General features: G+C 45.7%; 18 protein-coding genes. 1 reads left to right on the top strand and 17 read right to left on the bottom strand.

Going from position 1 to position 23,273, the window contains the following annotated elements; translation table 11 throughout:
• Positions 1-26: 26 nt before the first annotated feature.
• The 17 genes from T359_RS0113130 to T359_RS0113210 all read right to left on the bottom strand — a co-directional run bounded on the left by T359_RS0113130 (position 27) and on the right by T359_RS0113210 (position 21,383).
• Positions 27-644, bottom strand: a complete 618-nt coding sequence (locus T359_RS0113130; protein WP_026517878.1) for a superoxide dismutase — start codon at positions 642-644, stop codon at positions 27-29.
• A 170-nt stretch (positions 645-814) separates the two neighbouring features.
• Positions 815-2,038, bottom strand: a complete 1,224-nt coding sequence (locus T359_RS20355; protein WP_051545388.1) for a glycosyltransferase — start codon at positions 2,036-2,038, stop codon at positions 815-817.
• The gene (locus T359_RS0113140; protein ID WP_026517879.1) at positions 2,035-3,582 is read right to left on the bottom strand and encodes a DUF6056 family protein; all 1,548 of its coding nucleotides are present in this window, start codon (positions 3,580-3,582) and stop codon (positions 2,035-2,037) included. The genes T359_RS20355 and T359_RS0113140 overlap by 4 nt, the downstream gene beginning before the upstream one ends.
• 18 nt (positions 3,583-3,600) lie before the next feature.
• Positions 3,601-4,572: a glycosyltransferase family 2 protein gene (locus T359_RS0113145; protein WP_026517880.1), complete on the bottom strand. Its 972-nt coding sequence runs from the start codon at positions 4,570-4,572 to the stop codon at positions 3,601-3,603.
• A gap of 14 nt (positions 4,573-4,586) precedes the next feature.
• Complete coding sequence (locus T359_RS21710) at positions 4,587-5,678, bottom strand: glycosyltransferase family 4 protein (protein WP_026517881.1); 1,092 nt, start codon at positions 5,676-5,678, stop codon at positions 4,587-4,589.
• Position 5,679: 1 nt separating this feature from the next.
• Positions 5,680-6,672 carry a glycosyltransferase family 8 protein gene (locus tag T359_RS0113155; protein WP_026517882.1) on the bottom strand — a complete coding sequence of 331 codons (993 nt, stop codon included), beginning with the start codon at positions 6,670-6,672 and terminating at the stop codon, positions 5,680-5,682.
• A complete protein-coding gene (locus T359_RS0113160) occupies positions 6,663-7,613 on the bottom strand; it encodes a glycosyltransferase family 8 protein (protein WP_026517883.1) in 951 nt (316 codons plus the stop codon). Before T359_RS0113160 ends, T359_RS0113155 begins: the two co-directional genes overlap by 10 nt.
• Positions 7,613-8,587, bottom strand: coding sequence for a glycosyltransferase family 2 protein (locus T359_RS20365; protein ID WP_051545390.1), 975 nt, complete (start codon positions 8,585-8,587; stop codon positions 7,613-7,615). The genes T359_RS0113160 and T359_RS20365 overlap by 1 nt, the downstream gene beginning before the upstream one ends.
• A gap of 14 nt (positions 8,588-8,601) precedes the next feature.
• A complete protein-coding gene (locus T359_RS0113170) occupies positions 8,602-9,624 on the bottom strand; it encodes a glycosyltransferase family 61 protein (RefSeq protein WP_026517884.1) in 1,023 nt (340 codons plus the stop codon).
• Complete coding sequence (locus tag T359_RS21715; RefSeq protein ID WP_026517885.1) at positions 9,614-10,741, bottom strand: glycosyltransferase family 4 protein; 1,128 nt, start codon at positions 10,739-10,741, stop codon at positions 9,614-9,616. Before T359_RS21715 ends, T359_RS0113170 begins: the two co-directional genes overlap by 11 nt.
• An 11-nt stretch (positions 10,742-10,752) precedes the next feature.
• Complete coding sequence (locus T359_RS0113180; protein ID WP_026517886.1) at positions 10,753-11,745, bottom strand: glycosyltransferase family 10 domain-containing protein; 993 nt, start codon at positions 11,743-11,745, stop codon at positions 10,753-10,755.
• Positions 11,726-13,519 carry an ABC transporter ATP-binding protein gene (locus T359_RS20375; RefSeq protein WP_051545392.1) on the bottom strand — a complete coding sequence of 598 codons (1,794 nt, stop codon included), beginning with the start codon at positions 13,517-13,519 and terminating at the stop codon, positions 11,726-11,728. The genes T359_RS0113180 and T359_RS20375 overlap by 20 nt, the downstream gene beginning before the upstream one ends.
• 25 nt (positions 13,520-13,544) lie before the next feature.
• Positions 13,545-15,557 (bottom strand): hypothetical protein, encoded by a 2,013-nt coding sequence (locus T359_RS0113190; protein WP_026517887.1) that lies wholly within the window; start codon positions 15,555-15,557, stop codon positions 13,545-13,547.
• Positions 15,558-15,568: 11 nt separating this feature from the next.
• Positions 15,569-16,702, bottom strand: a complete 1,134-nt coding sequence (locus T359_RS0113195; protein WP_026517888.1) for a glycosyltransferase family 4 protein — start codon at positions 16,700-16,702, stop codon at positions 15,569-15,571.
• Between the two features lie 13 nt (positions 16,703-16,715).
• The gene (locus tag T359_RS0113200) at positions 16,716-17,861 is read right to left on the bottom strand and encodes a glycosyltransferase 61 family protein (protein ID WP_026517889.1); all 1,146 of its coding nucleotides are present in this window, start codon (positions 17,859-17,861) and stop codon (positions 16,716-16,718) included.
• Positions 17,862-17,863: 2 nt separating this feature from the next.
• Positions 17,864-19,441 carry a glycosyltransferase family 39 protein gene (locus T359_RS0113205; protein WP_081795579.1) on the bottom strand — a complete coding sequence of 526 codons (1,578 nt, stop codon included), beginning with the start codon at positions 19,439-19,441 and terminating at the stop codon, positions 17,864-17,866.
• 16 nt (positions 19,442-19,457) lie between these two features.
• Positions 19,458-21,383: a hypothetical protein gene (locus T359_RS0113210; protein WP_155840123.1), complete on the bottom strand. Its 1,926-nt coding sequence runs from the start codon at positions 21,381-21,383 to the stop codon at positions 19,458-19,460.
• Between the two features lie 177 nt (positions 21,384-21,560).
• On the opposite strand from T359_RS0113210, the gene T359_RS0113215 reads away from it, so the two are divergent.
• Positions 21,561-23,258 carry a glycosyltransferase family 4 protein gene (locus T359_RS0113215; protein WP_242839096.1) on the top strand — a complete coding sequence of 566 codons (1,698 nt, stop codon included), beginning with the start codon at positions 21,561-21,563 and terminating at the stop codon, positions 23,256-23,258.
• The last annotated feature ends 15 nt before the right edge of the window (positions 23,259-23,273 follow it).

The raw sequence follows: 23,273 nt of genomic DNA on the forward strand, positions 1-23,273 counted from the left end.
ATTATTTAGTAAAGCCTTATTTGCAATTAACCTGTAACCTTGTCGTATAATGCAGAAACAGCGTTCCAGTCAAGGACCTCAAAGAACTCTTTGATATAATCGGCCCTTAAGTTCTTATATTTCAGATAATAAGCGTGCTCCCAGACATCGAGAGCAAGGATCGGGATCCTGCCTGTTCCTTCGCTTATGGGATTGTCCTGATTAGGTGATGCGGTAACGAAAAGGTTGCCCTCCTTATCTGCTGAAAGGAAGGACCAGCCGGAACCAAACTGACCGGCTGCTGCCTTGGAGAGCTTATCGATAACTTCCTCAAGGCTTCCGAAGGTCTCATTTATCTTATCTGCCAGCTTCCCTGTGGGAGCCTTGGCAGGATTGGGAGACAGAGTCTTGAAATACAGATTATGATTGTAGTAGCCGCCGCCCTGATTGCGAAGCCCTTTTCTCAGGGTCTCGTCGGAAACCTTATCAAGACTTGCCAAAAGCTCCTCCACATCCAGATCCGCCATGCCGGCCTTCTCTGCCAGCTCGTTAAAGGTCTTGGTATATGTTGCATGGTGCTTACCGTAGTGGGTCTCCACTGTAAGCTGATCTATATGCGGCTCCAAACCGTTTACTTCGTACGCCAATTTAACCTGTTCAAACATAATTCTGCCCCTTTCTGTCTGCACTTTTTGTCTTTGACAATTGTTAATAAAAAAAAGATATGTATAACCGCTATTTTAACGGCTATACATATCCATTTTAACATGATTAAGAATATTTAATTTCATCCCGGCCCCTTGGAACCGATGATTTTATAAAAATATAATAAACTTTATACGGTATAAACGTTTCCTGCGATCCACTCTGCATAAGCGGCTGCATCCATGCGTTTAAGGTCCCCCAGTTCTTTTTTGTACCTGTCCAGCATCTCGGGGTTGTCCCAGTGGAACTTGATTATGGCAGCAAGGTCCCTGGCATCTCCGGGCTCGAAGAGTCTTCCTGTGACTCCGTCCTTAATAAGCTCAGGGATTCCGCCGATATTGGCACCTATGACAGGCACTCCCAGCTGCTGACTCTCCATAACGGAGAAGGGATTATTCTCATACCACTCAGAGGGGTATACGGTGAAAAGTGCCCCGCTTATGAGTTTCTTAAGGTCTGCCCCTGTTCTGAAGCCCACATCTGTGGCATAGGGAAGGTTATCTATGGCCTCCTTGTACTCGCCCTTTCCGGCAAAAACAAAGTCCACCTCCGGAAGCATGTCGCAGGCACTAAGAAGGGTTCCCATGCCCTTTTCCCAGGAGTATCTGCCAAAGTAGAGAACGTAATTGGGCGGAAGTTTCAGCTCAGGATCGGGATCCCCCTTGGGTTCCATAGGCTCCACAAAATTGTGCATGGCCACGGTCTTATCCGCAAAGAGCGGATTACTGTCCATCTTCTTTTTCATGAACTCTGAGCAGCAGATGATGGTGTCGATGTATTTATAGGTGCCTCTCGCGTTCCAATATATGGCCTCAGCGGCTCCCACTGCGGATTTGGCGGCAGAGCCGTGAATGCACTTACCCTTGATACAGTTGACGAAATGTCCTCCCAGACACTTCTCGCAGTTAAGGCGGCTTCCCGGGTTATTCATCATATGGTTGGGGCAAAGAAGCTGATAGTCGTGGGCAGTGAATACTATGCGGCAGTTCTTTCCCACCTGCTTTCTCCACTTGACCACCTCCAGGATAACAGAGGGTGTCAGCTGATAGTTGAAGTTATTGAGGTGCACCACATCAGGCTGAAAATCCTCCAGGACAAGCCTGATCTTTTTCCTGGCTTCCCTGCTGTAGATGGTCTTCACAGGATAGGTGAGCTTGGAGAGCTTGCTTCCTCCATGGAAATCCATGTCGGAAGTGTAGGCCCCCACATTGTTGGACACACATCTGCCCTCATGCTCCATGCCGAAATACTGAACCTCATGGCCCAGGGCCTTAAGGGCATCTCCCAGCTTGAAAATATATGTTTCCGAGCCTCCATTGGGATGGAGGAATTTGTTTACCATTAAGATCTTCATTGTGAAACTCCGTATTTCTCTCCGTAAAGGTCTATCCAGTCAGGTCTTGGCATAGACCTGCAGCTGTTTTTGCCATAGAAGCTTGCTGTCATGCAATTATCCACATTTTTCGGATCGGACACAACAGGCATGTGCATAAGAGGTCCCTGATAATTGTTGATCTCAGGAAGGATAACGTCGTCAACGCCCTCTTCCTCCATGAGCCTTATCTGGAGAAGCATCTGCTCTCTATAGTCCTCGGCCTGTCCTGAACGGTAATAGTCAAGGCAGACATAATCGGTGTATTCCTTGATTCCATGTCTTCCAACATAGGCTATCAGCAGCATTGCAAGGGCAAGGGCACCGTAAAGCACAATATCGCCCACTACAGTTCTTCCCTTATCCGCGGTGTCCAGATGGCTTATGCAAAAGCCCATGACATAGATCACCACTGCCAGAAGGCAGATAAAGAACACCCAGAAATCGAAGTTATAATATCCTGATGAAACCACGCCGCCGGCATAGAGCCTTGGGGCATACATGCTGGCATTAACAAGGAATGCAGTGGCTGTAAACAATAGCGGATGTGAAAAGCGCTTCTCAAAACCTGTCTTATAAGTTGCCTTGGCAGCCTTAAGTGCCCCGGCGGAGATGACCGCAATAATAAGCACCGCGATCAGCACAAAGGCCTTATCCACAATGAAGCTCTCATAGGCGTCTTTTACGGAAAAAGTGATGCTGGCAAGGATAGTTGCAACCACGCCCTCGGTGGGCTGAGCTCCCTGACTGATATCCGAGGCACTTCTGGCCGCATTTCCCGGAGCCACAAAGCTAAGATAGAGTCCTATGCCTTCCAGCACCAGAGGAATCAGAAGAAGGAAATCCTTTTTATTCCTGTCCTTTGCAATAACAAACTTTTCCAGCCAGAGGATAAATACAACCTCCGGAAGAAGCAGGGCTGCGGGATAGGTTGCTCCTCCCATAAGAGCCGCGAAAATGCTGAGTACAATGAGGTCTCCGATTTTTCTGTCAGTTAAAAATCTGTCCCCGAAAAGAATTCCTATAAGTGCCATACACATGGGCATTACATAGTGAACACAGCCGACCCACCAGAAAATTCCTGATTTCTGAGAAGGCACCAGCTGAAAGGAAAAGGTCAGGAAAATAAGTGCCACCTCCAGAAAATATCTGCCTCCCAGCTCCCATCTCTTCTTCAGGAAATGATGGGCGAAGGCCGTAAAGCAGATGATCTGCAGGATAACGAAAATAAAGGGCACCAGCACATAGCCCCGGGCTGAGAAAACCTCAGGGTGCAGGCAGAACACAAAGCAGTCAAACCAGGTTCCCTGCCAGTGCTTGTAAGTATCAACAGTGGTCAAAGCCGCAGCCTTAAGGGCTGAGATCACAGAGCCTGTGGTCTTAAAAGCCAGATGGGCTCCCGCTCCGTAGTTATAATCATCCCCGCTGGCAAAGTCGTAGGGGGCGATCATAAATACAGGAATAAGGCTCAGTAAAAGTATGAGGGCCCAGATAAGGACCCTGTGTTTTGAAATCAGTTTTTTCATTTAAGGTTATTTCTCCACTTATTTTTTCAGATAAAGCCTCACCAAAAAGAGCTTGAATCCTCCCATGATCTCCCATTCTGTGGCAAAGCTCTTTATCCTCTTTCTGACATATCTGCCGGAATCCCCAAAGAGTTCCTGCCAGCCGTATTTGCGGAAGAACCCGGGTCTGAAAAAGCCCTTGAGGTCTATCCTTATCTGGTCGTAGATCTGATTGAGCATTCTGGAAGTGGCGTAGTACTCACCCTCTCTGCCAAGGCCGTTCTCTGTGGCCTGTCTTCTGATGTTGCCGGTGGTGGTAATAAAATTCCCCATCTTCTCATCACCTATGGTATGAACCACAGAACCGGGCATTTGATAATAATCATAGAGCTTGTCGGGAACGAAGCTCACTTTGTTTGAAAAAGAAATCGATCTGTACCACAAAAGCATATCGACGAAGGCCTTCTGATCCTCGGCGTAGCGAAGCTCATGCTCCATCAGGATGCTGCGCCTCACAAGCTTATTCCAGGAAAAGCCCTCGATATTGTGGGTTAAAAGAAAGACTCTCTGGGCATCAGCGCCGCTGACACATTTCCTCTCCAGCACCGGCTCGCTCCAGTCCAGCTCTTTTCCCTCTTCATCCACGTATCTGAAGGAACAGCAGGCCATATCGGAGCCGTCCTCACAGATGGCGCCATACATCTTCTCTATGAAATCAGGGTGCATATAGTCGTCGCAATCCATGAAGGTAATAAACTCACCGGTGGCCTGCAAAAGGCCGCAGTTGCGGGAATTGGCATGTCCGGTGTTCTCCTTATGGATAGCCTTCACCCTTTCATCCTTGCCGGCGTATTCATCCAGAATCCCCGGGGTTCCGTCGGTGGAGCCATCGTCCATGAGAAGAACCTCCAGATTCTTATAGCTCTGGGCTATGATGCTGTCCACGCAGCGTCGTATATATTTTTCAGCGTTGTATATGGGTACAACCACGGTTATCTTCGTATCGCTCAATTACTTATTCTCCGTTACAATAAACTCTCCAGGCCATGAACCGATTTCTCTATGGTGAAAAATGCGGCTCTCTTCTTTGCAGCTTCTGTATATTCAGGCATCACGCCGCTTTTCGCGATAGTTGCCGCTTTATCTATAGCCTCAGCAAGGCTCTTGGGGTTTCCCGCCTCAAAGAGTATTCCCTGCTTATCCTCTGTAATTATCTCAGGAATGCCTCCAATATCGGAAGCTACGCATATAAGTCCCTGAGCCATGGCCTCTATAATGGATATGCCGAAGGCCTCCTGCCAGACAGGGGGATAGACAAAGATCTGTGCCCTCTTGAAAAAGGCCTCCTTGTCCAGCCTAACACCGTGAAAGGTGACTGTATCCATAAGTCCCAGGTCCCTGACCTTCTGCTCTAAAGAAGTTCTTGCGGGGCCGTCCCCCAGGATATCCAGGTGGAGGCTGTGGTCCTTTGAAAGAATTCCCAGGGCATCTATAAGAACGTCAACGCCCTTTACATCCACCAGACGGCCGATATAGAGAAGACCTGTGGAACCCTCAGAACCACCGGCTTCACCGGGCTCTTCTTTTGATTCCGAAATATCTATTCCGTTATAAACAACCTTGATCTTATCAGCAGAAATGCCAAATTCCTGAACATAACTCTGCCTGGTAAATTCCGATACTGCTATCAGTGCATCTGATTCCTTGAGGATCTTGGAAAGCAGCCTGTAATGCATCTTATCTTTTCGATTATTGCCTGTATAAAAAAACTTATCTTCAAAGGAGCAGTGAAGGTATTTGATATATTTGGGGCCTTTGCACAGCTTGATCAGGCACCTGTACAGGAAGTATGTTCCCACACCCTCGTGATGCACCACCACTGCGTCATACTTATTTTTCCGGGTAAGAGCTACCAGTTCCTTAATCTTTATCGGAGCTGAAAAACCGCTGAAATCATAGGTCTTAAGCCCCTCATCCTTCATCCTCTCAGCAATTTCGCCCATGCCAAAAAGAAAGCAGAATTCATGGCACGCTGTTCCCCTAAGCCCGATCTGCTCGCACAAGAGCTCTATTCCGCCGGCCCCTCCGGCGCTAAGTAAATGAAGTACTTTTTTCATCTTATCCCCAATTGTTTCCGGCCCATTTGTCTTTGCGGAATTCCAGGCTTCTCATGGAATAGTAAACTGCTCTCAAGGGCTTCTTTACATAATATTCCAAAACCTCGGAGAATCCGCCCTTACTGAGCTTTTTATTGAACCTGTAGAGCTTTCCCTTGCGGTCCAGCTTCTGTTTTCCGCAGGGTGATAAAAGATAATACTTATACCACTCATCTCCTGCGTAGATATCTCTGTAGATCCAGGGCTTATCCCCTGTGATGTAGTGGATAACCGCAGCGTCTTTTACCGCTTCCTTCCAGTCCCTGTAATTGGTTCCGTAGTAGCTGTTAAACTCATCCATGGTATAAAACTGAGGTATCTGCTCAGCCATATATCTGAAGGGCATGCAGTTATATCTGGCGGATAAAAAGGTTATCCGACCCTTACAATATTCATTAAAGGTCTGCTGATCCATGGAGCTTCTGTTTCCAAGGCTTCTTCTGTAGGCTATGAGCTTGGTGCTCATGTCATCTTCACGAAGCTTTTTTGCATTCAGAAGAAGAAATCCGCCGTTGATCCTCTCGGTCTTGTCCAGGATGCATGCGGAGTGGAGCACTGCAGCCAGATAGTTGTCCCCCAGCTCAGTCTCAGAATAGAGCTTCCACAAGTCCTCCTTCACAATCATATCCGAGTCCACATAGAGCACTCTGTCGTACTGAGGAAGGTCATCGCTTATATCAAATTTCAAAAGACATGCCGGAGAAATGCTGGATAGCTGAACAATGTCACTGAACTTATCCAGTGGCTTTTCTATGCAGGTGACACTGCTATTCTCATAATGCCCGAAGACATTGAACTTCTCGGAATCCTCTTTTGAAAAGTCACCTCCGAACACATAGATATCAGCGAAGGTATCCTGTGCCTTGTTCTCCAGTATGGAGGTTATGGTTACCATGGTTGGCATTAAAAAATTTTTATCGCATATCAGCGCAAAGGGCAGTCTGTTCATTCCCATTTCCCGACTTTCTTGTTTCTTCTCTCTTTTCTCTCCCTGAAGATATTGATAAAGCCTGCAAAGCCCTCCTGGGCAATCTTTTTCCTGAGCTTGTCAAATCTGTAGCTCCAGATGCCTCTTAGCTTGAACTCCACATCCTTGAAGGGTGACAGCTTGTAATATTTGTACCATTCCTTTGCCCAGGGCTTGAAGGTGTATTTCCAGGGCTTCTCCCCGGTGGCGTAGTGAATGATAACAGCTTTATCTATAACGTCCTGAGCACTCTTGTAGTCAGAACCGTAAACCTCATTTAGACGGTCGATCCTTCCCTCCGCCATCTCGATGACCTTGGGAGGAATGCAGTTAAACTTAATATCCTGATAGAGGTAGTCCTTGCCGGTGACGATATTGTAGGTCTGCTGGTCCATGGAACCGCGGTCTCCAAGGCTCCTTCTGACCTCTCTCATTTTGAGATTGAGCTTCTCATCTCTGATGCGCTTGGCGTTAAAAAGCATGATGCCGGCGTTGACATTGCCGGTCTCCTCATCCATATTGGCCAGCTCTTTTACACCTGCTGCATAGTGATCCCCAAGGTCCACATTGTAGAACTCCGACAGATCACCTCTCACAATGATGTCGCCGTCAAGGTAAAGAAGCTTGTCGTAGGCAGGCACCAGCTCGCTGATGTCAAACTTCAGAAGACATGCAATTGAAATATGAGCCAGCTGCTTAATATCCCTGTAGGCATCAAGGGAAGCCTTCACCAGATTGATGGGAGAGCCGAAGGACCTGAGCATTTCGATCCTTTCATAGGAGCTCTCATTGCACTCTGCCATAACAATGTAAACGTCATACTCCGTGTCGGGAGCCTTGTTTACAAGAAGCGAGGTTATGGCCACGCAGGTGGGCATTATGAAATTGTCGTCACTTATAAGTACTACAGGTATCAAGTTTTTATTCATTATCCTTTTCCTAAACCTTTATAGAATCCCTTGGCCCAGGGCATATAGATGTCCAGCCAGAGGGACAGTTTTTTCTTTTGTGATATATGGGATATTCCCTTTAGGGTCCTAAAGCCCTTTTTCAGGTCCTTTTCTATATCTGCTATATACTTCTCTTTGTCAGCCATATCCGATTTTTTCAATTTCTTAAGGCAGTCGGTCTGGGCCTGACAATAGGAAAGAAGCGCATCTCCATAGAGGGAGCTCTCTCCGAGACTTTTAAAAAATTCACATCTCTTTTTCCTGGCATCCAGCACATCCAGCCTCTTAACGGAAAAGCCCGAGTGGGTTATGCTGCCCTCTCTCTTGGATCTGTAATAATATATGATCCTGTCTGAAAGAGCCACCTTCCGTGCCTCCCAGATAAGCCTGTAAACCAGGTATTCATCCTCATGGATCCTGCCCACAGGAAACTCCAGGTGTTCAAAAAGGCTTCTGTGAAACATCTTGGTCATGACGATGCCCCAGCCCTTGTGATAAGTGGTCATAAGCTCGTGGCACATGTCCCTGGAATCCATGAGCCTTGTCTCATAGGTGCTCTGAAAGGTCTCTGTCTCTGCAGGATCATGGAAGTTGTTGGATCTTCCCTGAGCCATGGTCACATGGCCTTCACAGATACAGGAATAAAGCACCTCCACATAATCCGGCGCAATGATATCATCCGAATCAATAAAGGAAAGATACTCTCCCTTCGCAGCCCTGATACCGGCATTTCTTGCTCCGGAAAGGCCTCTGTTTTCCTGATGGATGACCCTGATCCTTGAGTCCTTCTCCTTCCAGGAATCACAAAGTGCCCCGGTGGAGTCCGTGGAACCATCATCCACAAGAATGATCTCCAGGTTGTCATAGGTCTGACTGCAGATACTGTCTACGCAGGCATCCAGGAATTTTTCAACATTATAAGATGGAACTATTATAGAAATTAAATCCTTCATTCTCAATCTGTTCCTTACTTCCAGTAAAGCTTGTAAGCCTTGGGGATTCTGAACAAAAGCCTGGAAAGCACTTCCTTTTTCCTGTCGTAGGAGGAAGTGTCGATGCCTGACTTATCGCAAAAGCTCTGAAGCTCAGGAGTCAGCACCATAAGGTTATTGTCGTGATCGCAGCCCTTTACATATACAGGAATCTCAACCACCTCCGCATTGGAAGCGTAATTGATGATGTCCTGGTGTCCCGGTGTCTCGGGATATCTGTTCAGAATAACAAGCTTTGTTCCTTCTTTTGCAAAAAGAATATTGTGGGCTACCGTTCCTGTGGTGGCCACCATCTCCCTGCAATGGCTATAGTACCATACCTGTTCTTTAAAAGAAATCTCCTCGGGATAAAGCACCTTGTAACCGCTCTTTTCAAAAAGCTCCTCAATATACTTCTCACCCAGCTGCTTGGAGCCCCTGGCTATTCTGCTGCGGGAGAGATAGAGCTTGTCATAAACCTCAGGAAAACTCTCTGTAGCGGAAACGGTCTCCGATACATATCTGAAGGGCTCGATATACTCCTTCTTTAAGAAAAATCTCGGATAGTAGGATATGTCGGGAACCAGCACCTTGCTGAATCTGGTGGGCTTTGAGGGGCATATTACGTCCCTGTCCAGATCAATTCCCCAGAGGGCAAACCACTGTCTGTAAAAGCTCTCCATGCCTTCTATCTTGGCAAGGATCTTTTTGCCCTTGCTCACTTCCCTGGAAAGAGCCCACATTCTGACGGTACTGTCCACAAGGAAATGTCCCCAGTGGCCACGTAAAAAGCCGATGTAAAGGACCTCCTCGTCGCAGGTCTCCCACTCTGCAGCCTTGGGATCAATATCCTCTCTGGTGGCGTAGCCCTTTTTGTGAAGGCGCCTTTTACTGGTATATTCTATAAACTTTCCCTTTTCATCAAAGGCAAAAAGGCACTGTTCATCAGGGATTATATAGGCTCCCTGATACTCTGTTATCTGTGCCTTGCTGTTATCTATCATCTTTTCATCTATCATAGTTTTGTCCTGTAAGCGAAAGCATAGCTCCGGCCCTGGCTCTCCAGGTGTATTTCCGGGCTTCTTCTTTTGCTTTGACAGCCTTTTCTTTGGCAAGCTGTCTGTCTTTTTTTATCTCATTAATGGCCTTCATCCAGGAATTCTCATCCCCGGCATCCGCCAGGTAAACGAAGGAATCGTCAATGACTTCCCTGAGGACCTCCAGGTCAGATGCCACAATAACTCTGCCGCTGGCCATGTACTCAAACATCTTAAGGGGAGATGTGAATTTTCCGATGTCCTCTCCCTCGTTCCGGAGCTTGTCCTGATTGGGAAGGATAAGAACATCCATGTCGCACATTCTCTCAGGAACCTCTTTATTGTTGATGCGGCCGTGGAAGACTACATTGCCGGAAAAGGCCTTGCCGGTCTCCTTCTCGGCCTCCTGCTGCGTAGCTCCGTAAATATCAAATAGATCATCACTGTCAAGCTCCGCAAGGCGCCTTATGAGCTCTATTCCCTTGCCCACCAGGGCTTTTCCGAAGTAGCCTATGTGAAGGCTATCTCCTGACAGGGCAGGCTCCTTGATAGCGTATTCCTCAAAATCATCCAGGTTGCAGGCATCCGGAAGAACAACACTCTTTTCCCGGGGAAGACCGTATTTCTTAAGATAGTAGTCCTGAAGTCCCTTGGATATAAATACGGGATGGAACTTGGGACTTGCCGCAAAGAACTTCCATCTGATCATCCTGTAGAACCTGCCGCAGAGATGGGCCAGATCCCCATGGAGATCAAGCACAGTCTCATAGCCCTTCATAACGCCAAAAAAGGCGGTAAAAGGATCCCTTGTAACTATGCAGGTTGCTCCAAGTCTTCCGGCTTCCTTCACAGCCTTTTTTGCCCAAAGGATCTGATGAAGCCTGTCCTTTTTGGGCATGCGAAAGCGCTTTATCCCATATCCGTCTTTTATTCCATAGCATTCAAGAAGGCTCATGCTCTCATCCCCGCCGGAGACTATGAGAACAGGCTCCGGGGAGATCTGGGCAAAAGCCTCTGTGATCTTGGCGATATGTATGCTGTTGGTTGAAGTTGAAGGCACAGATGCTCTGGCTATGTAAGCCACTTTAACTTTTTCCATCGTGTTTTCCATTAATCTGTTTTACCTAATGCAGAGCTAATCTTATGATATGCCTTTTGCATTGTCTTTCTGGTCTTATAATATAGGGTATTCTCGATCTCCAGTAATTCTTTTGCAGACTTGGAACCCGCATCCCAGCCTAAGGGATCCTTGTCAAAATGTTTTTTATCCTCAAGAATAATGCTCTGTAAAAACTTCGAAAGATCCTGCTCCCAATAAAGATTGAAGTTTTCATTTACAGGATTCTGTCTGAGCATTTCCATATACAGCTCATCATTCTCGTCCACTTCTTTTACCTTGCGAACCATCTCATCAAGGGACAATCCTGAGCAGTTTATAAAGGCTTTCGGATTGTATATTTTATTCACATCCTCAGGTCCCCAGTAAATCGGAACAGATCTGACCTGAAATGCATTGTAGATCTTTTCGGACACCATACCGGGGGTGTCAATATTTTCAAAAGATATTGTAAATTTGTAGTCTTTGATAAAATCAAGCTTACCATGGAACCAATTACCACTTCTTGGTTCAATGGCATCCTTCATGTTATTGAGAACTTTACCGGGGCAATCTACATGTTTGTATTCCATGAGCTTTTGGCAAAACTCTTTTCTAAGAAGAGCCCCTCTGCCGTTAGTCTCATTTGAATAAACAAAATTGCAGAATTTCCTGTTAAGGTAATCTTTCCCCTCCTCAAGTTCAAAATTATCTGTCGGAGCAGGAGACATATATGGTTTACAAAAATATCTGTCTCCAACCTGCATGGGGTATTCGGCCACAGCGTAATCGCACTCATTAAAATCAGGTATCACCCCCTCTGAAGCCATAAAAATCTTGACACAATCCTGATTCCTGAAGTGTTCAATTCCGGAGCCAAAAACGCCATAGAACAAGAAATCAGGTTCATCCGATTCCTCAATCTCAATCTGGTCTCCCAAAAGTCTTAAAATATACTTTTTCTGTTTTGAATAGGTGTCTACAAATTTAATCTTTGCCTTTTTCATCGTTCGCCGCCCGCCTCAGCTTTAATGATTCCTCTTCAAATACTTCTTTTTTGTCTCTCTTGGTTATCACTCCACCACCAACCTCGAAAATAGCATCGCAGTTTCTGATGGTTGTAAGTCTGTGTGCAATTATAATCAGAGTTGTCTTACCCTGAAGATACTCAATGGATTCCATTACAGCGCTCTCTGTCTCGGAATCAAGAGCGGAGGTTGCTTCATCCAGGAAAAGAACTGAAGGCTGTGCATACAGCGCTCTTGCTATACCGATTCTCTGTCTCTGTCCCCCTGAGAGCTTCACGCCCCTGTCTCCAACTACAGTATCAAGGCCCTTGCTCAGGCTCCTTACATACTCATCCAGCTGGGCGTCCTTAAGAGCAGCCCATACTCTCTCATCATCCACATTCTCATGGCCGAAGGTAACATTGGCTCTGATGGTATCATCGATGAGGTAGATCATCTGGGGAATATATCCCACAGATCTGTGCCAGGCATCCTCATTCTTAAATACGTCTTTTCCGTCCACGGTCACGGTTCCGTTCTGGGGTGTCAAAAGTCCCAGCATAATGTCCGCAAGGGTTGTCTTACCTGCACCGGATTCACCGATAAGAGCGATGGACTGGTTCTTTTCAACGGAAAGGCAGGCATTCACAAATACCGGCTTGTCACCTTCAGGATACTTGAAGCTCACATTGTCTACCTTAAGAGTATCCTTAAACTCCAGCTCCGCTCCGTTTTTCTTGTCTCTAATGTTCTTCTTGATGCTGTCTGCCTGAACAATATCCTCGTAGATGGCATCCACAGAGGCCTTTCCATACATCACTCCGCTGACATACTCAGTCATTCTGTTGAATGCGGGAAGCATTCTTATGGCCGCAAGGGCAAAGGCTGAAAGGGTTGCAGCGAAGTTCTTCACATCGACATTCATGTTCATACGAATAATGATAGTCACAAGAAGCACCGCTATGATCAGCATCTCGGTTATGTACTTGGGATAGTGGGTAAAGAGATTGTTCTTTCTGTTGGCCTTGATATATTTTTTGTAGGCACCGTCGAAATTATCCAGGAAAAATCTCTCTCTGTTAAGGACCTTAAGCTCCTTGATTCCGCCAAAGGACTGGATCATCCACTTGTTGAGATCCGCACTGGCTGCTCTGGCTTCCTCTCCGGATCTTACCTGATATTTTCTGTAGATCTTAAATATGATCAGGAAGACACAGACAAAAATAGAACCCATAAGTATGGTGGTTATGGCATCTGTCACAAACAGGAACACCATCATACAGCCGAAGGTAAATACCTCTACAGCTATACTTACGATAGCTGAGATGACATTCATAAATCCAAGAACATCATTGTATACGTTTCTCTGAAGCTCCGGGGCTGCATGCTCTACGTGGAAAAGATAATCCTGACTAAGGTAGCAGTCCATAAGCCTCAGGGCCAGTCTCTTTCTGTTTCCGAATACAAAATCCTGCTGAATCTTAAATCTGAACATCAGATAGGTGTTTTTCAGGATATACAGGATGATGAGGAAAATCGAAAAGCATATAACAAAGCTCTTGATGTCGTGGGCATTGAATAGATCCGCGAACATTTTGTAATACTTGTTCTCATCAATCTGGCTGCTGTCCAAAATTACGTTAATCAGCGGCAACAGTGCAGATACACTCAGGAGTTCGAAAAAGCCGGCCAAAAGAGCCAGAATCAAATTGCCAAACAGTACCAGCTTCTGTTTCCTGTCAAACAGATAATTAATTTTCTTCAATATACTCATATTCTATAATCACTCTCTTCTGCTATTATCTGACCAGTTCCAGCACAACCTTGTTCCCGGTAGCATCCACGCTGTAAATATGGTTGTTATCTATGGTTGTGGGATCCGCAAAAAGATCCGCATAGTATTCTTTGAAGTCAGGGCCCAGATTTTCGATGTATACATAGTTAAATCCGCCCTGGATAAGCTTGTCTGAAACCTGCTCTACAGTGAACTTTTCCCCCATATATCCATCGACATACCAGGTTCCTGTTGCAGCTTTTGCAGGCGCTGCCTGATAATAAAAATCATGAGAAAGATTTTCACCTTCAATGTTGGTATCCATAAGATACACTTTATCGCCAAAATCAAAGCTAAAACCGTCAAGGGCATAGAAGTAATGCTCTTTTGGTTTTTCGACCAGATTGTTAAATACGCTGCTGCAATCAAAGAATGCCATGATCACTATCAGTGCGATAATTGCAGCCTTACCACTTATTTCCTCATGAACTTTGTAGTTCTTCACGATCTCATCCACAAGAAGCAGCATGATTGCCAGAAGATACCCGCCAAGATAATTATCAGCCGTAGCAAGACTGGGCTGGTTTTTATAAGCCATTGAAGTCACTGCTCCCATGTATCTGAATACCTGCATGAACAGATATCCGATTATGGTAAATACCAGATAGTACTGGAAAAACTGATCTCTGTTCTTATCATAAGTCTTATTCTTGAGGCAGTATCTCCAGATGAAATATATCAATATCAAAAACAGTCCTATCGACATAGGAATCAGACGGCCAATCTGAATAGCATCCAATTGCAGCTCCGTATAGCTATACAGATCATAGCCCACAAGAGTTCTGATCACATATCTGACGGCCTCTTTCTTGAAGCCTGCATCAGAATCATATATAACGGAATATCCGATACAAACAGCTAAATATGCTATGGATATCAGTGAAATAATTACCAGGGGATGCTTTTTCTGGTTTGTAATAAACGCGATCACAAAAACAACTGCTGCCACTAAAAGAGCCAAAACCACAAGGGGTCCCATCTGCATCAGCTTATCCGCAGCCTTGAAAACAACCTTGGACAATCCGCCGGTGGTGGATCCGGATGCAATAAGATAAGCCTCCCAGGACAGATAGCCAAGAAGCATGGAGGCTATATTTGCCACCATGATGCCCCAGAGCTTTTTGATCTCCAGCTTGCCATGCAAAAGAACTGTGGCATAAACGATGAATAAATAGATGACGGCATCGATTATTCCGGTTCTCTTGGAGACAGTCAGAATGAACACTCCGAAAACACTGGACCAGAGATAAAAGTTATCTTTCTTTTCATAATACTCTTTAAAGCAAATAAGTGAAAAGCCAAATAAGAGATATTGTACAAAATCCGGCTGCATGGTGGCATAGCCCACGAACTTGGCCGTGGGATCCCTGAGGCAATAGGGCAGAACCAGCATAAACAGACTAAATAACAGTATCTTCTTTGTTTCCTTAAAGCTGTTTACATTTCGAAGTACCGGGATCATCAGAGCAATTGCCATGATCTGCTGTCCCCACATGGCCATTCCGATGGAGCAGGTGACCCAGAGTTTTGTGCTAAAGTATGCCCACAAAGTAACCGCAGGACAATGAAATACCGAAAGATCCGTGGTTCCGGGCACATTGGAATAATCAGAAAGCATGTAAAAATACTTTACTGCCAGAGCCCAGTGATGCTTCTCATCTGTGCCGGCGTTAAAATATCTTCCGTATGAAACAAAAAGAAAATATACGCTCAGAACTAAAAGGACCACCAGTCCCGGTGTAAATATATACTTCTTAAATAAAGTCCTGTCCTTAGCCAGCATAAATAGGGTATAGCCAAATGCCAGTATAGCCGCAACAAAGGAAACAACAAGTCCCGGACCGAAGGTGGTCACCAGCCCCGAAAAATAAAGTATTGTTATAATGGCAAAGATGGCCAGAGCTGTAGTCTCTTCTATCTTCTTTTGGAATCTTATCGCCAACGCTGCAGCAATCGGCAGTGCAATGATTATCGACATTTTTTCTCCTCTTATAAACCGAGCTTAAGTATTCCCTCAGCCCGCTTCCCCCAGGTATATTTCTGTACCTCTTCTCTCGCTGAAACAGCCTTTCTGTAGGCTTCATCAGTATTCTCTTTTATATGTTCTATGGCCTTCTTCCAGGTCAGGGCATCATCTGCATCCGCAAAATAGCAGAGACTCTCATCCAAGACCTCTCTCAGGACCTCGATATCAGAGGATATCATGGTCCTTCCGCTGGCCATATACTCAAACATCTTGATGGGTGATGTTATATTCCCAATGTTCTCACTGGCAAGATGCTGGTCCTTCTGATTGGGTAAAAGAAGTATATCCGCACCCTCCAGTATCTCCGGGACCTTATCCTGTGAAACATAGCCGTGGGCTCTGACATTCTCAGGAAGCGCCTGCACACCCAGTTCCTTGCAGGCAAGCTTGTTATCCCCGCCGTACCAGTCAAATATCTGCCCGGGCATTGCCAGGGCGATATCATATAGGAGCCTCAGGCCCTTGCCCACATGGAACTTGCCCATGTACACGATATTTGGTTCTCCGGTGATCTTCTTTGGCTCAAAATCATAGTTTTTCAAGGTCACACCATCCGGCAGAACCGTGATCTTTGATTCATCTATATTGTACTTATTCTTGTAATACTCCCTGAGGGACTTGGTAATAGACACAAGCCTGATACAGGGCGATATAAGGAGCCTTTCATCAATGACCGAATAGGCCTTTCCCGTATATCTGACCTTGTAATCCCCATGGAGGTCAAATACTGTTCTGATCCTTCTTTTGGTGGCAAACACAGCCACCAGAGGATCTCTTGTAAGTATGAAATCCGCCTTTTTTGATGCAGCGAAGCTGACCGCCGCCAGGGCATAGGAATAGTGCTCCAACAGCCTGTTATGCCCTTCCTTCAGAAAAGGAAGTCTCTTTTTACGAATGTATTTTATGTTGAAATCATCAACTCCGTAGATTCCAAAGACATCTCTGTCCTTGGCACTGTCCCCGGGAAGCACCAGCGTAAAGCTCTCACAGCTCCTGGAAAGCTCCTCGGAAAGCTTCATCACATGTATGGCGTTGGCCTGGTTGGACGGTATCTTGGAAGTTGTGATATATACACATTTTCCCTTTTTTTGTTCCATTCTATTCTCCGAATCACTTGCGTATTCCGGCTTTTAACACCTTGAGGTTATACTCTGCCAGAGATAAGATATCCCGGGCTTTCTCAGCTGCTGCGGGAGGAATAAGTCCTTCCTTTTGGCAGTACTCCCTGATATAATCTGTCATTCCCACAAGAACAGGGCTCTTCTTTCCGAGCTTTTTCCTGGACTTGTCGTTCCTTTTTTTGTTCTCACAAAATACCATATCCGCAGGAACGCCCTTGAGGCTGTTTAGCTGGAACTGGAATACGTTGGGCAGGTCACCTCTTATAAAAATGGTCTGCCTCGCCTCAGCGTTCATAAATACACAGTTATGGGCTATGGTGCCCTCTATGGAAGCCAGATGCCTGCAATTGTTCACATAATAAACCTGCTGGGCAGTGCTGAGTTTCTCAGGATGCAGGATATGAAAGCCGTTCTTTTCCATGAGCTTTTCGATGCTCTTTTCTCCAACCTCCGCTGAAGGGAAGCTGCTTCGGGAAAAGTAGACCTTGTCATAGGTCTCAAGACCCTCACACTCTTTTGCTGCGCTAGTAATAATTCTATCTATCATCCCCTTGTACTCAGATGTGTAGTACTTACCGGGGTAAAAACTTGTCTCGGGAACATATACCTTCTTAAAACTTGTGGGCTCTGTGACATAAATGATCCTGTCCTCATCAATGCCCATAAGATTAAGAAGTTTAAGATAGTTGCCGCCAATCTTCTTGCCACTGATGACGCAGGCTATCTTCAGGTCATTGTCCAGTGCATACCAGAGTCTTCCGATGATGTCCACCAGGAAATGCCCGTACTGCTCCCAGAAAAAGCCCATGTAAATAACTTCCTCGTCTACTGCGGCGACAGCTGCAGGGTCAACCTCATAGAAACCACCGAATCTCTTTTTGCAGAGCTTGGACCTCCGGATCAGCTTGGCTGTATCCATAACGGAGGCTTCAACAAATCTGCCCTCACTGTCCACGACGCCCCCGAGACCAAAGGTAGCCTTGGAAAGACCGGAGCCGGTCTCATCTTTTCTGGGGGAGAGTATAATACCCTTCTCTATCTCAAGGACCGAGAGGCTGTCATCCCTCTTATAGTCAATGCTCTCCAGCTCAAGGTACTCCGGAAGCATCTCCTTAGGTAAATAGTGTTCAAACATGATCAACCCTCGTAGGCAGGAGCCTCATAAATTCTGATGGTGTCTCCTGAACCTCCGCCGTTAATAAAGCGAATAGTCTCTGTAATATTGTAATAAGTGTTAAGGATACATGAATAGCTGTCGTTATCGATCTCTTTCCACTCCATGATAAGAGGAGCCTCGTTCTCGATGGCCTTGTATCTCACAAGCGTATCCTTGTACTTCTCTTCGTCCTTGTAGTATCTGTCATATACTCCGCTGCTGGTGAGGATATACTTGATACCCTTGGAGGCCTTCAGGTGTCCGTTGTCATCAAGGGCCACCTTGATCTTCATAGGGTTGGACAGGTTGAAGGGAGAATAACCGTCGAATCTGGTGTTCTCTTCAGTAATGCCGTTCTCCTCGCAGTAATAAAGAGCTCTCACTCTGTTATCCTTTACAACAGAGCCTGTCATTCTCTGGATGCCGCCGGTTACAACGTTGATGGCAAAAAGGAATGCCGCAAAGGAAAGTGCGTATTTGAGATATTTTTTATCCGCAGCCTTCTCCTTAAGGATATCGAAAAGGTATCCCACTCCGAGAGATGCAAATACGAGGAACAGAGCATAGGAAGGTGTTCCCCATCTCTCAAGCTGCAGGTTCAGATTACAAATGATCACATAATACAAAATCGCCACCAGAAGAACCTTGGTTGCAGGATTCTTGCTGCGAACGCAGTACAGGATTCCGGCGATTATAAATATCAGGAACAGTCCGCCGGCATAGGACATCATATTCTCTGTGTAATAGAAAATATTGCCCAAAATGCCATAGCCCACAGAGCCCTCAATGTCATATGTGGCCTCTCCGATAACGTGCTGCTTAACGGCGTAGAAGTTGATGATAAGGTTCGGAGCCAGGAGCATGACTGTCAGGAACACGATGATAACTGCGTGGACTGCCTTTTTAAGAATAAAAAGATAATCCTTTTTCACTATTCCCTCACGGATGATCACAAAGGCAGGGAACATGGCAAACAATGTCCCGGGATACTTGGTGGTCATGGCCGCTCCCACTACTACACACATAGCCTTGAATATATTGTCATTACTCTTTTCCGAATATAGAATCGCAAGATAGATTATCAGTAAGAACAGTGTGGCCAGAGGAATATCTGTGGTGGCCAGAGCTGAATTTCTGATAAAGGAGGAGTAGAAGCAAACAAGAAGTCCCGCAAAGATTCCGGTGCCCTTCCTGAGCCTCTCTGCCACAAGGTAAGCAAGGATGATCATCAGTGCTCCGAAGCACACGGTCACAAGTCTTGCCACGATATAGTAAAAGATCTTGTGATCCTCAAAGGTATCAGCGGGAATATCATGGTACATGATCCAGCTGAGTCTGTTGAACAGGAATGAATCGATCTTGATGGGCAGGTGTCCCGGCCATTCATAGACGTCTGCCTCCCAGGAGCTTCTGTTGACCATATCTATAGTCTTATCCACTATATACTTCTCATCGGGATGAAGCCTGTAGGGCCAGCCCCAGAGGCAGGTAAGGGCTCTCATAACTCCCCCCACTAAAAATAATATAATCAGTCTGAAATCGATCTTAAGTTTTTTCATAATCCCTTTAATCCTTTTAGTACTCTATACTCTTAAGTGAAACCCTGCCGCCGTCTACGGAAACAGTATAAATGCGGCCGTCGATGATCTCGTCCTCGAAGACATCGCCGTAGTCTCTTGCAAAGTTCTCATCAGTGGTGGCAATGTACACATAGGTACACTCCGACAACTGCTGAATCCATTCATCATAGGGAAGGGGCTCGTTTCTGCCGTCTTCGTCCATATACATATCAAGGTAGTCTCTGGACACCCTTGATGCAGGAGAGATTCTGAAGAAGAACTGATCCTGATCCTGTTCTTTTCTCTCGTCGATATAAAAGAACCTGTCGTCCTTGGTAATATTCACGTAGTTGAGGCCATCGAAAGTCTGTACATCCGGCCTGTGTACCAGCTGAGAATAAACATATGACTTGTTGGTCATAAAGATGCCGGTGACAATAAGCACAGCCATTATGGGCTTGTAATCCACATGCTTGTGGTAATAGTTCATGAAGAGGAACAGGTAAACAAAAATGAAGATCATTACATAAACAAAAATGTATCTCTCGCACTCTTTTGCCTTGGCTGTCTGAGTAATGGTCCTGCCGTAAAAGTTGGTCAGGTAAACCACTGAAGAATAAAGAACAAAGCCTGCACTTATAAGGATGACAAAGGGATTGTTCACTTTATTAACTTCCCTGTTGTCATCACCTCTTGAAACCATAAGGTAGAAAAGCGGCAGGGCTGCAACAGCGATGATGAAAGGCATAAGGAACATGCTTCCAAGGCCGTACTCCCTGTCCACCGCATAATTGGAAAAGATGATCTTTCCAAAGGACACGATGGTGGAAAGGCGCACATCCCCCGGAATAATAAGGGTGGTGCAGCCAAAGATCGCCAGGGCCAGAAGAAGGATCGAAGCAATATATAACCTGAACTTTCTCTTATAAACAAGATAAAACATAGCAGCTGCCGCAAGAAGCAGAGCCAGCACCACAGCGATCATCATGCCTATGCTGAGCTTGCCAAGGGCCTTACCGATGGAGAATTTCTCCATGCCGTCGTTCAACCTGCAGAAAATACTCCAGGAGAACTTGGAAATAAGGATACAAATGCCGCAGATAACGGAGAAGGTGTATCTCTTAAGACCCTCGCCCTCTCCCAGGATCATGTCCATGCCCGCCATGATAAGAACGCAGATGGCAGCCAGAATGATTCCGGTGGTCTTGATCTGAACAAGATAAATAAGACCGCTGAGGATCACCACCCTGTAGAAGTTATCTTTGGTATCAAGGAATCTTCTGAAGGCAGTCAGCACATAAACCGTCAGCATGGCGGAAACAAAATCGTACTGCATGACAAAATAGCCGCTGTTACCGCGGAAATTAAGCGGAATGATAAATATAAAGAATAGACCCACAAGATATTTTATAAGATTGTCCTTAAAGCTCTTCTCGCTGAAGGAAAAAGCAAAGAGCAAAAAGGCTATGCACATGACAACAGGACCCAATAACTGAATTCCCTCAGAATAGTTGGGCCAAAACTTAAGTGACAGATATTTCCACATCATAAGACCGATGGGATTCTTGAAATTGCAAATGTCACCCACATGATAAAAATCAGATACATATCTCTCGTAGACCTTCAGGCCGTCCTGACCGATAATATATCTGTTTCTCATAACGAGCATGTAATAAGTGCCCATTACAAGATATTCCAAAAAACCTATAGTAAATATCTGCGGAATCTTCTTTTTCCTGACAGATAAAACAATCGTAAATAAAACACTGACAACTGCGATCCCAGCCACCAGATAAGGTGCGATCCACAGCTCATACACTATGCCGCAGACATAGGTAAGAAGAGAAGCCCAGATCATGGAAAGGCCGATCGTCTCCTCGATTTTCTTGTCATACCGGGCCGCCATCAGCATAGCTATTGGCAAAACTACTAAAAAAGCCATTATTCCTCCATTCTATTGCAAAGCCCCACCAAATCCCATATTATTATAATTTGCGAAGCCAAAAATCGCAATAATACCATATATTTTAGCAAATATGCTCTTCTTTGCCAAACCATGCAAAAAAGCAGTTCTTATATGATATAATAAATCCAGTTTACGAAGCTACAGGAGACCGCTATGGGAAAAATCTTTACAAACAAAATACTTGGCATAAATATAGCCGTTTCCTGTGAAAAAGAGGCAGGCTCCTACATCCTTGACAATATGGATGAGCTCAGTGGCCAGTACATCTGTCTTGTATCAATAAATGATCTTTTGGAAGCGCAGCACAACCCGGTACTTCGGGAATTCTTTCGTCAGTCAGCCATCAATTTCCCCAGCAGTGAACCCATTGCCTATGTTCAGAGACTTAGAGGTTTCAGAGTGGCAGAGTCCGTAAGGCTCAAAAACCTTTCCGGCGACATCATATGGGCAGAGGAGGGAGAGCATTCTTTATCCTCCATCAAAGAAACCGCTGAAAAAGAGAATAAGCTTGTTATCTACACCGGCAAAAAGGCTGGACTGTCAGAGGTTGTGCGCTTTGGCATGGCCTGTATCCCTGATTCCTTCAAACGTCAGGTCAAGGATCCTGAGGACAAAAAGGATCTTCTTATCTATGCCCATTATTACTATCCGGATGTGGCTTCCACCGGTCAGATTCTGACAGAGCTGGCGGAGGGTCTGGGTGATACCTTCCACACCACCGTCATCTGTACCGTTCCCAGCTATACCGGCAAGATCGACAAACACTACAAGCAGCACCTGTACTACTACGAGAACATAGGCGGCGTGGATGTCCTGAGAATCAGGGTTCCCGAGTTCAGAAAGAACTTCTCCATCAGCCGTATCGTCAATATTCTGGCATATTTTGTATATGCCATCGCCGCCACCCAGAGAGTCGGGCATCAGGACTATGTTTATACTATTTCACAGCCTCCTGTCCTTGGCGGTCTCTTGGGCTATATCGGCAAGATCATGAAGAGGGCCAAGTTCATTTACAACATCCAGGACTTTAACCCGGAGCAGATAATGGCGGTGTCCTATTCCAAGAACCCTCTGGTTCTTAAGACCATGATGGCCCTTGATAAATTCAGCTGCAAAAAGTCAGACAAGATAATCATCGTAGGCAGAGACATGATAGATACCCTCAGGGCAAGATTCCCCAAGGAGCTGCCCTGCTATGCCCATATCAACAACTGGATCAATGAAAAAGAGATATATCCCCTTCCGGCGGATAATGAAAAGGTGACAGCCTTTAAGAAAAAGTACGGAATCGACGGCAAGTTTGTCATCATGTACTCCGGAAATATCGGTCTTTACTATGATCTTCTTGAGATCCAGAAGATCATTGAGAAGTTCAACGACAACAAGGATGTGGTATTTGCCTTTATCGGTCAGGGCACAGTCCTTGAGGACATGCAGAAATACTCGGCAGAACACCACATGACCAACATTGTTTATATTCCCTATCAGGATAAGGCGGATCTGGTTTACAGCCTTAATGCCGGCGATGTTCACTTCGTTGTGAATGCCAAGGGCATCAAGGGCGTCTCGGTTCCCAGTAAGCTCTACGGCGTAATGGCAGCGGGCAAACCTGTTCTGGGCATCCTGGAGGAGGGCTCTGAGGCCAGACTCATCGTTGAGGAAGCCGGCTGCGGCAAAGTGGTTGAGCCCGGCAATTATGAGGCTATAACAGATATCATCAGATATTTTATCGATCACAAAAGCGACCCTGAACTTAGAAAAATGGGCGCTGACGGACGAACATTTTTGGAGAACAACCTTACCAAGAGCATCTCCATCAGCAAATATGCTCAGGAAATACTTAAGCTCTGATAAAAGGATATACAT

The organism is Butyrivibrio sp. MC2021 (genome assembly GCF_000621605.1).
Taxonomy (GTDB): domain Bacteria; phylum Bacillota; class Clostridia; order Lachnospirales; family Lachnospiraceae; genus Butyrivibrio.

Excerpts from the sequence above, each read along its gene's own strand:
- T359_RS0113130 (WP_026517878.1), bottom strand. The coding sequence starts at position 644 with ATGTTTGAACAGGTTAAATTGGCGTACGAAGTAAACGGTTTGGAGCCG.
- T359_RS20355 (WP_051545388.1), bottom strand. The coding sequence starts at position 2,038 with ATGAAGATCTTAATGGTAAACAAATTCCTCCATCCCAATGGAGGCTCG.
- T359_RS0113140 (WP_026517879.1), bottom strand. The coding sequence starts at position 3,582 with ATGAAAAAACTGATTTCAAAACACAGGGTCCTTATCTGGGCCCTCATA.
- T359_RS21710 (WP_026517881.1), bottom strand. The coding sequence starts at position 5,678 with ATGAAAAAAGTACTTCATTTACTTAGCGCCGGAGGGGCCGGCGGAATA.
- T359_RS0113155 (WP_026517882.1), bottom strand. The coding sequence starts at position 6,672 with ATGGGAATGAACAGACTGCCCTTTGCGCTGATATGCGATAAAAATTTT.
- T359_RS0113160 (WP_026517883.1), bottom strand. The coding sequence starts at position 7,613 with ATGAATAAAAACTTGATACCTGTAGTACTTATAAGTGACGACAATTTC.
- T359_RS20365 (WP_051545390.1), bottom strand. The coding sequence starts at position 8,587 with ATGAAGGATTTAATTTCTATAATAGTTCCATCTTATAATGTTGAAAAA.
- T359_RS0113170 (WP_026517884.1), bottom strand. The coding sequence starts at position 9,624 with ATGATAGATGAAAAGATGATAGATAACAGCAAGGCACAGATAACAGAG.
- T359_RS21715 (WP_026517885.1), bottom strand. The coding sequence starts at position 10,741 with ATGGAAAAAGTTAAAGTGGCTTACATAGCCAGAGCATCTGTGCCTTCA.
- T359_RS0113180 (WP_026517886.1), bottom strand. The coding sequence starts at position 11,745 with ATGAAAAAGGCAAAGATTAAATTTGTAGACACCTATTCAAAACAGAAA.
- T359_RS20375 (WP_051545392.1), bottom strand. The coding sequence starts at position 13,519 with ATGAGTATATTGAAGAAAATTAATTATCTGTTTGACAGGAAACAGAAG.
- T359_RS0113190 (WP_026517887.1), bottom strand. The coding sequence starts at position 15,557 with ATGTCGATAATCATTGCACTGCCGATTGCTGCAGCGTTGGCGATAAGA.
- T359_RS0113195 (WP_026517888.1), bottom strand. The coding sequence starts at position 16,702 with ATGGAACAAAAAAAGGGAAAATGTGTATATATCACAACTTCCAAGATA.
- T359_RS0113200 (WP_026517889.1), bottom strand. The coding sequence starts at position 17,861 with ATGTTTGAACACTATTTACCTAAGGAGATGCTTCCGGAGTACCTTGAG.
- T359_RS0113205 (WP_081795579.1), bottom strand. The coding sequence starts at position 19,441 with ATGAAAAAACTTAAGATCGATTTCAGACTGATTATATTATTTTTAGTG.
- T359_RS0113210 (WP_155840123.1), bottom strand. The coding sequence starts at position 21,383 with ATGGCTTTTTTAGTAGTTTTGCCAATAGCTATGCTGATGGCGGCCCGG.
- T359_RS0113215 (WP_242839096.1), top strand. The coding sequence starts at position 21,561 with ATGGGAAAAATCTTTACAAACAAAATACTTGGCATAAATATAGCCGTT.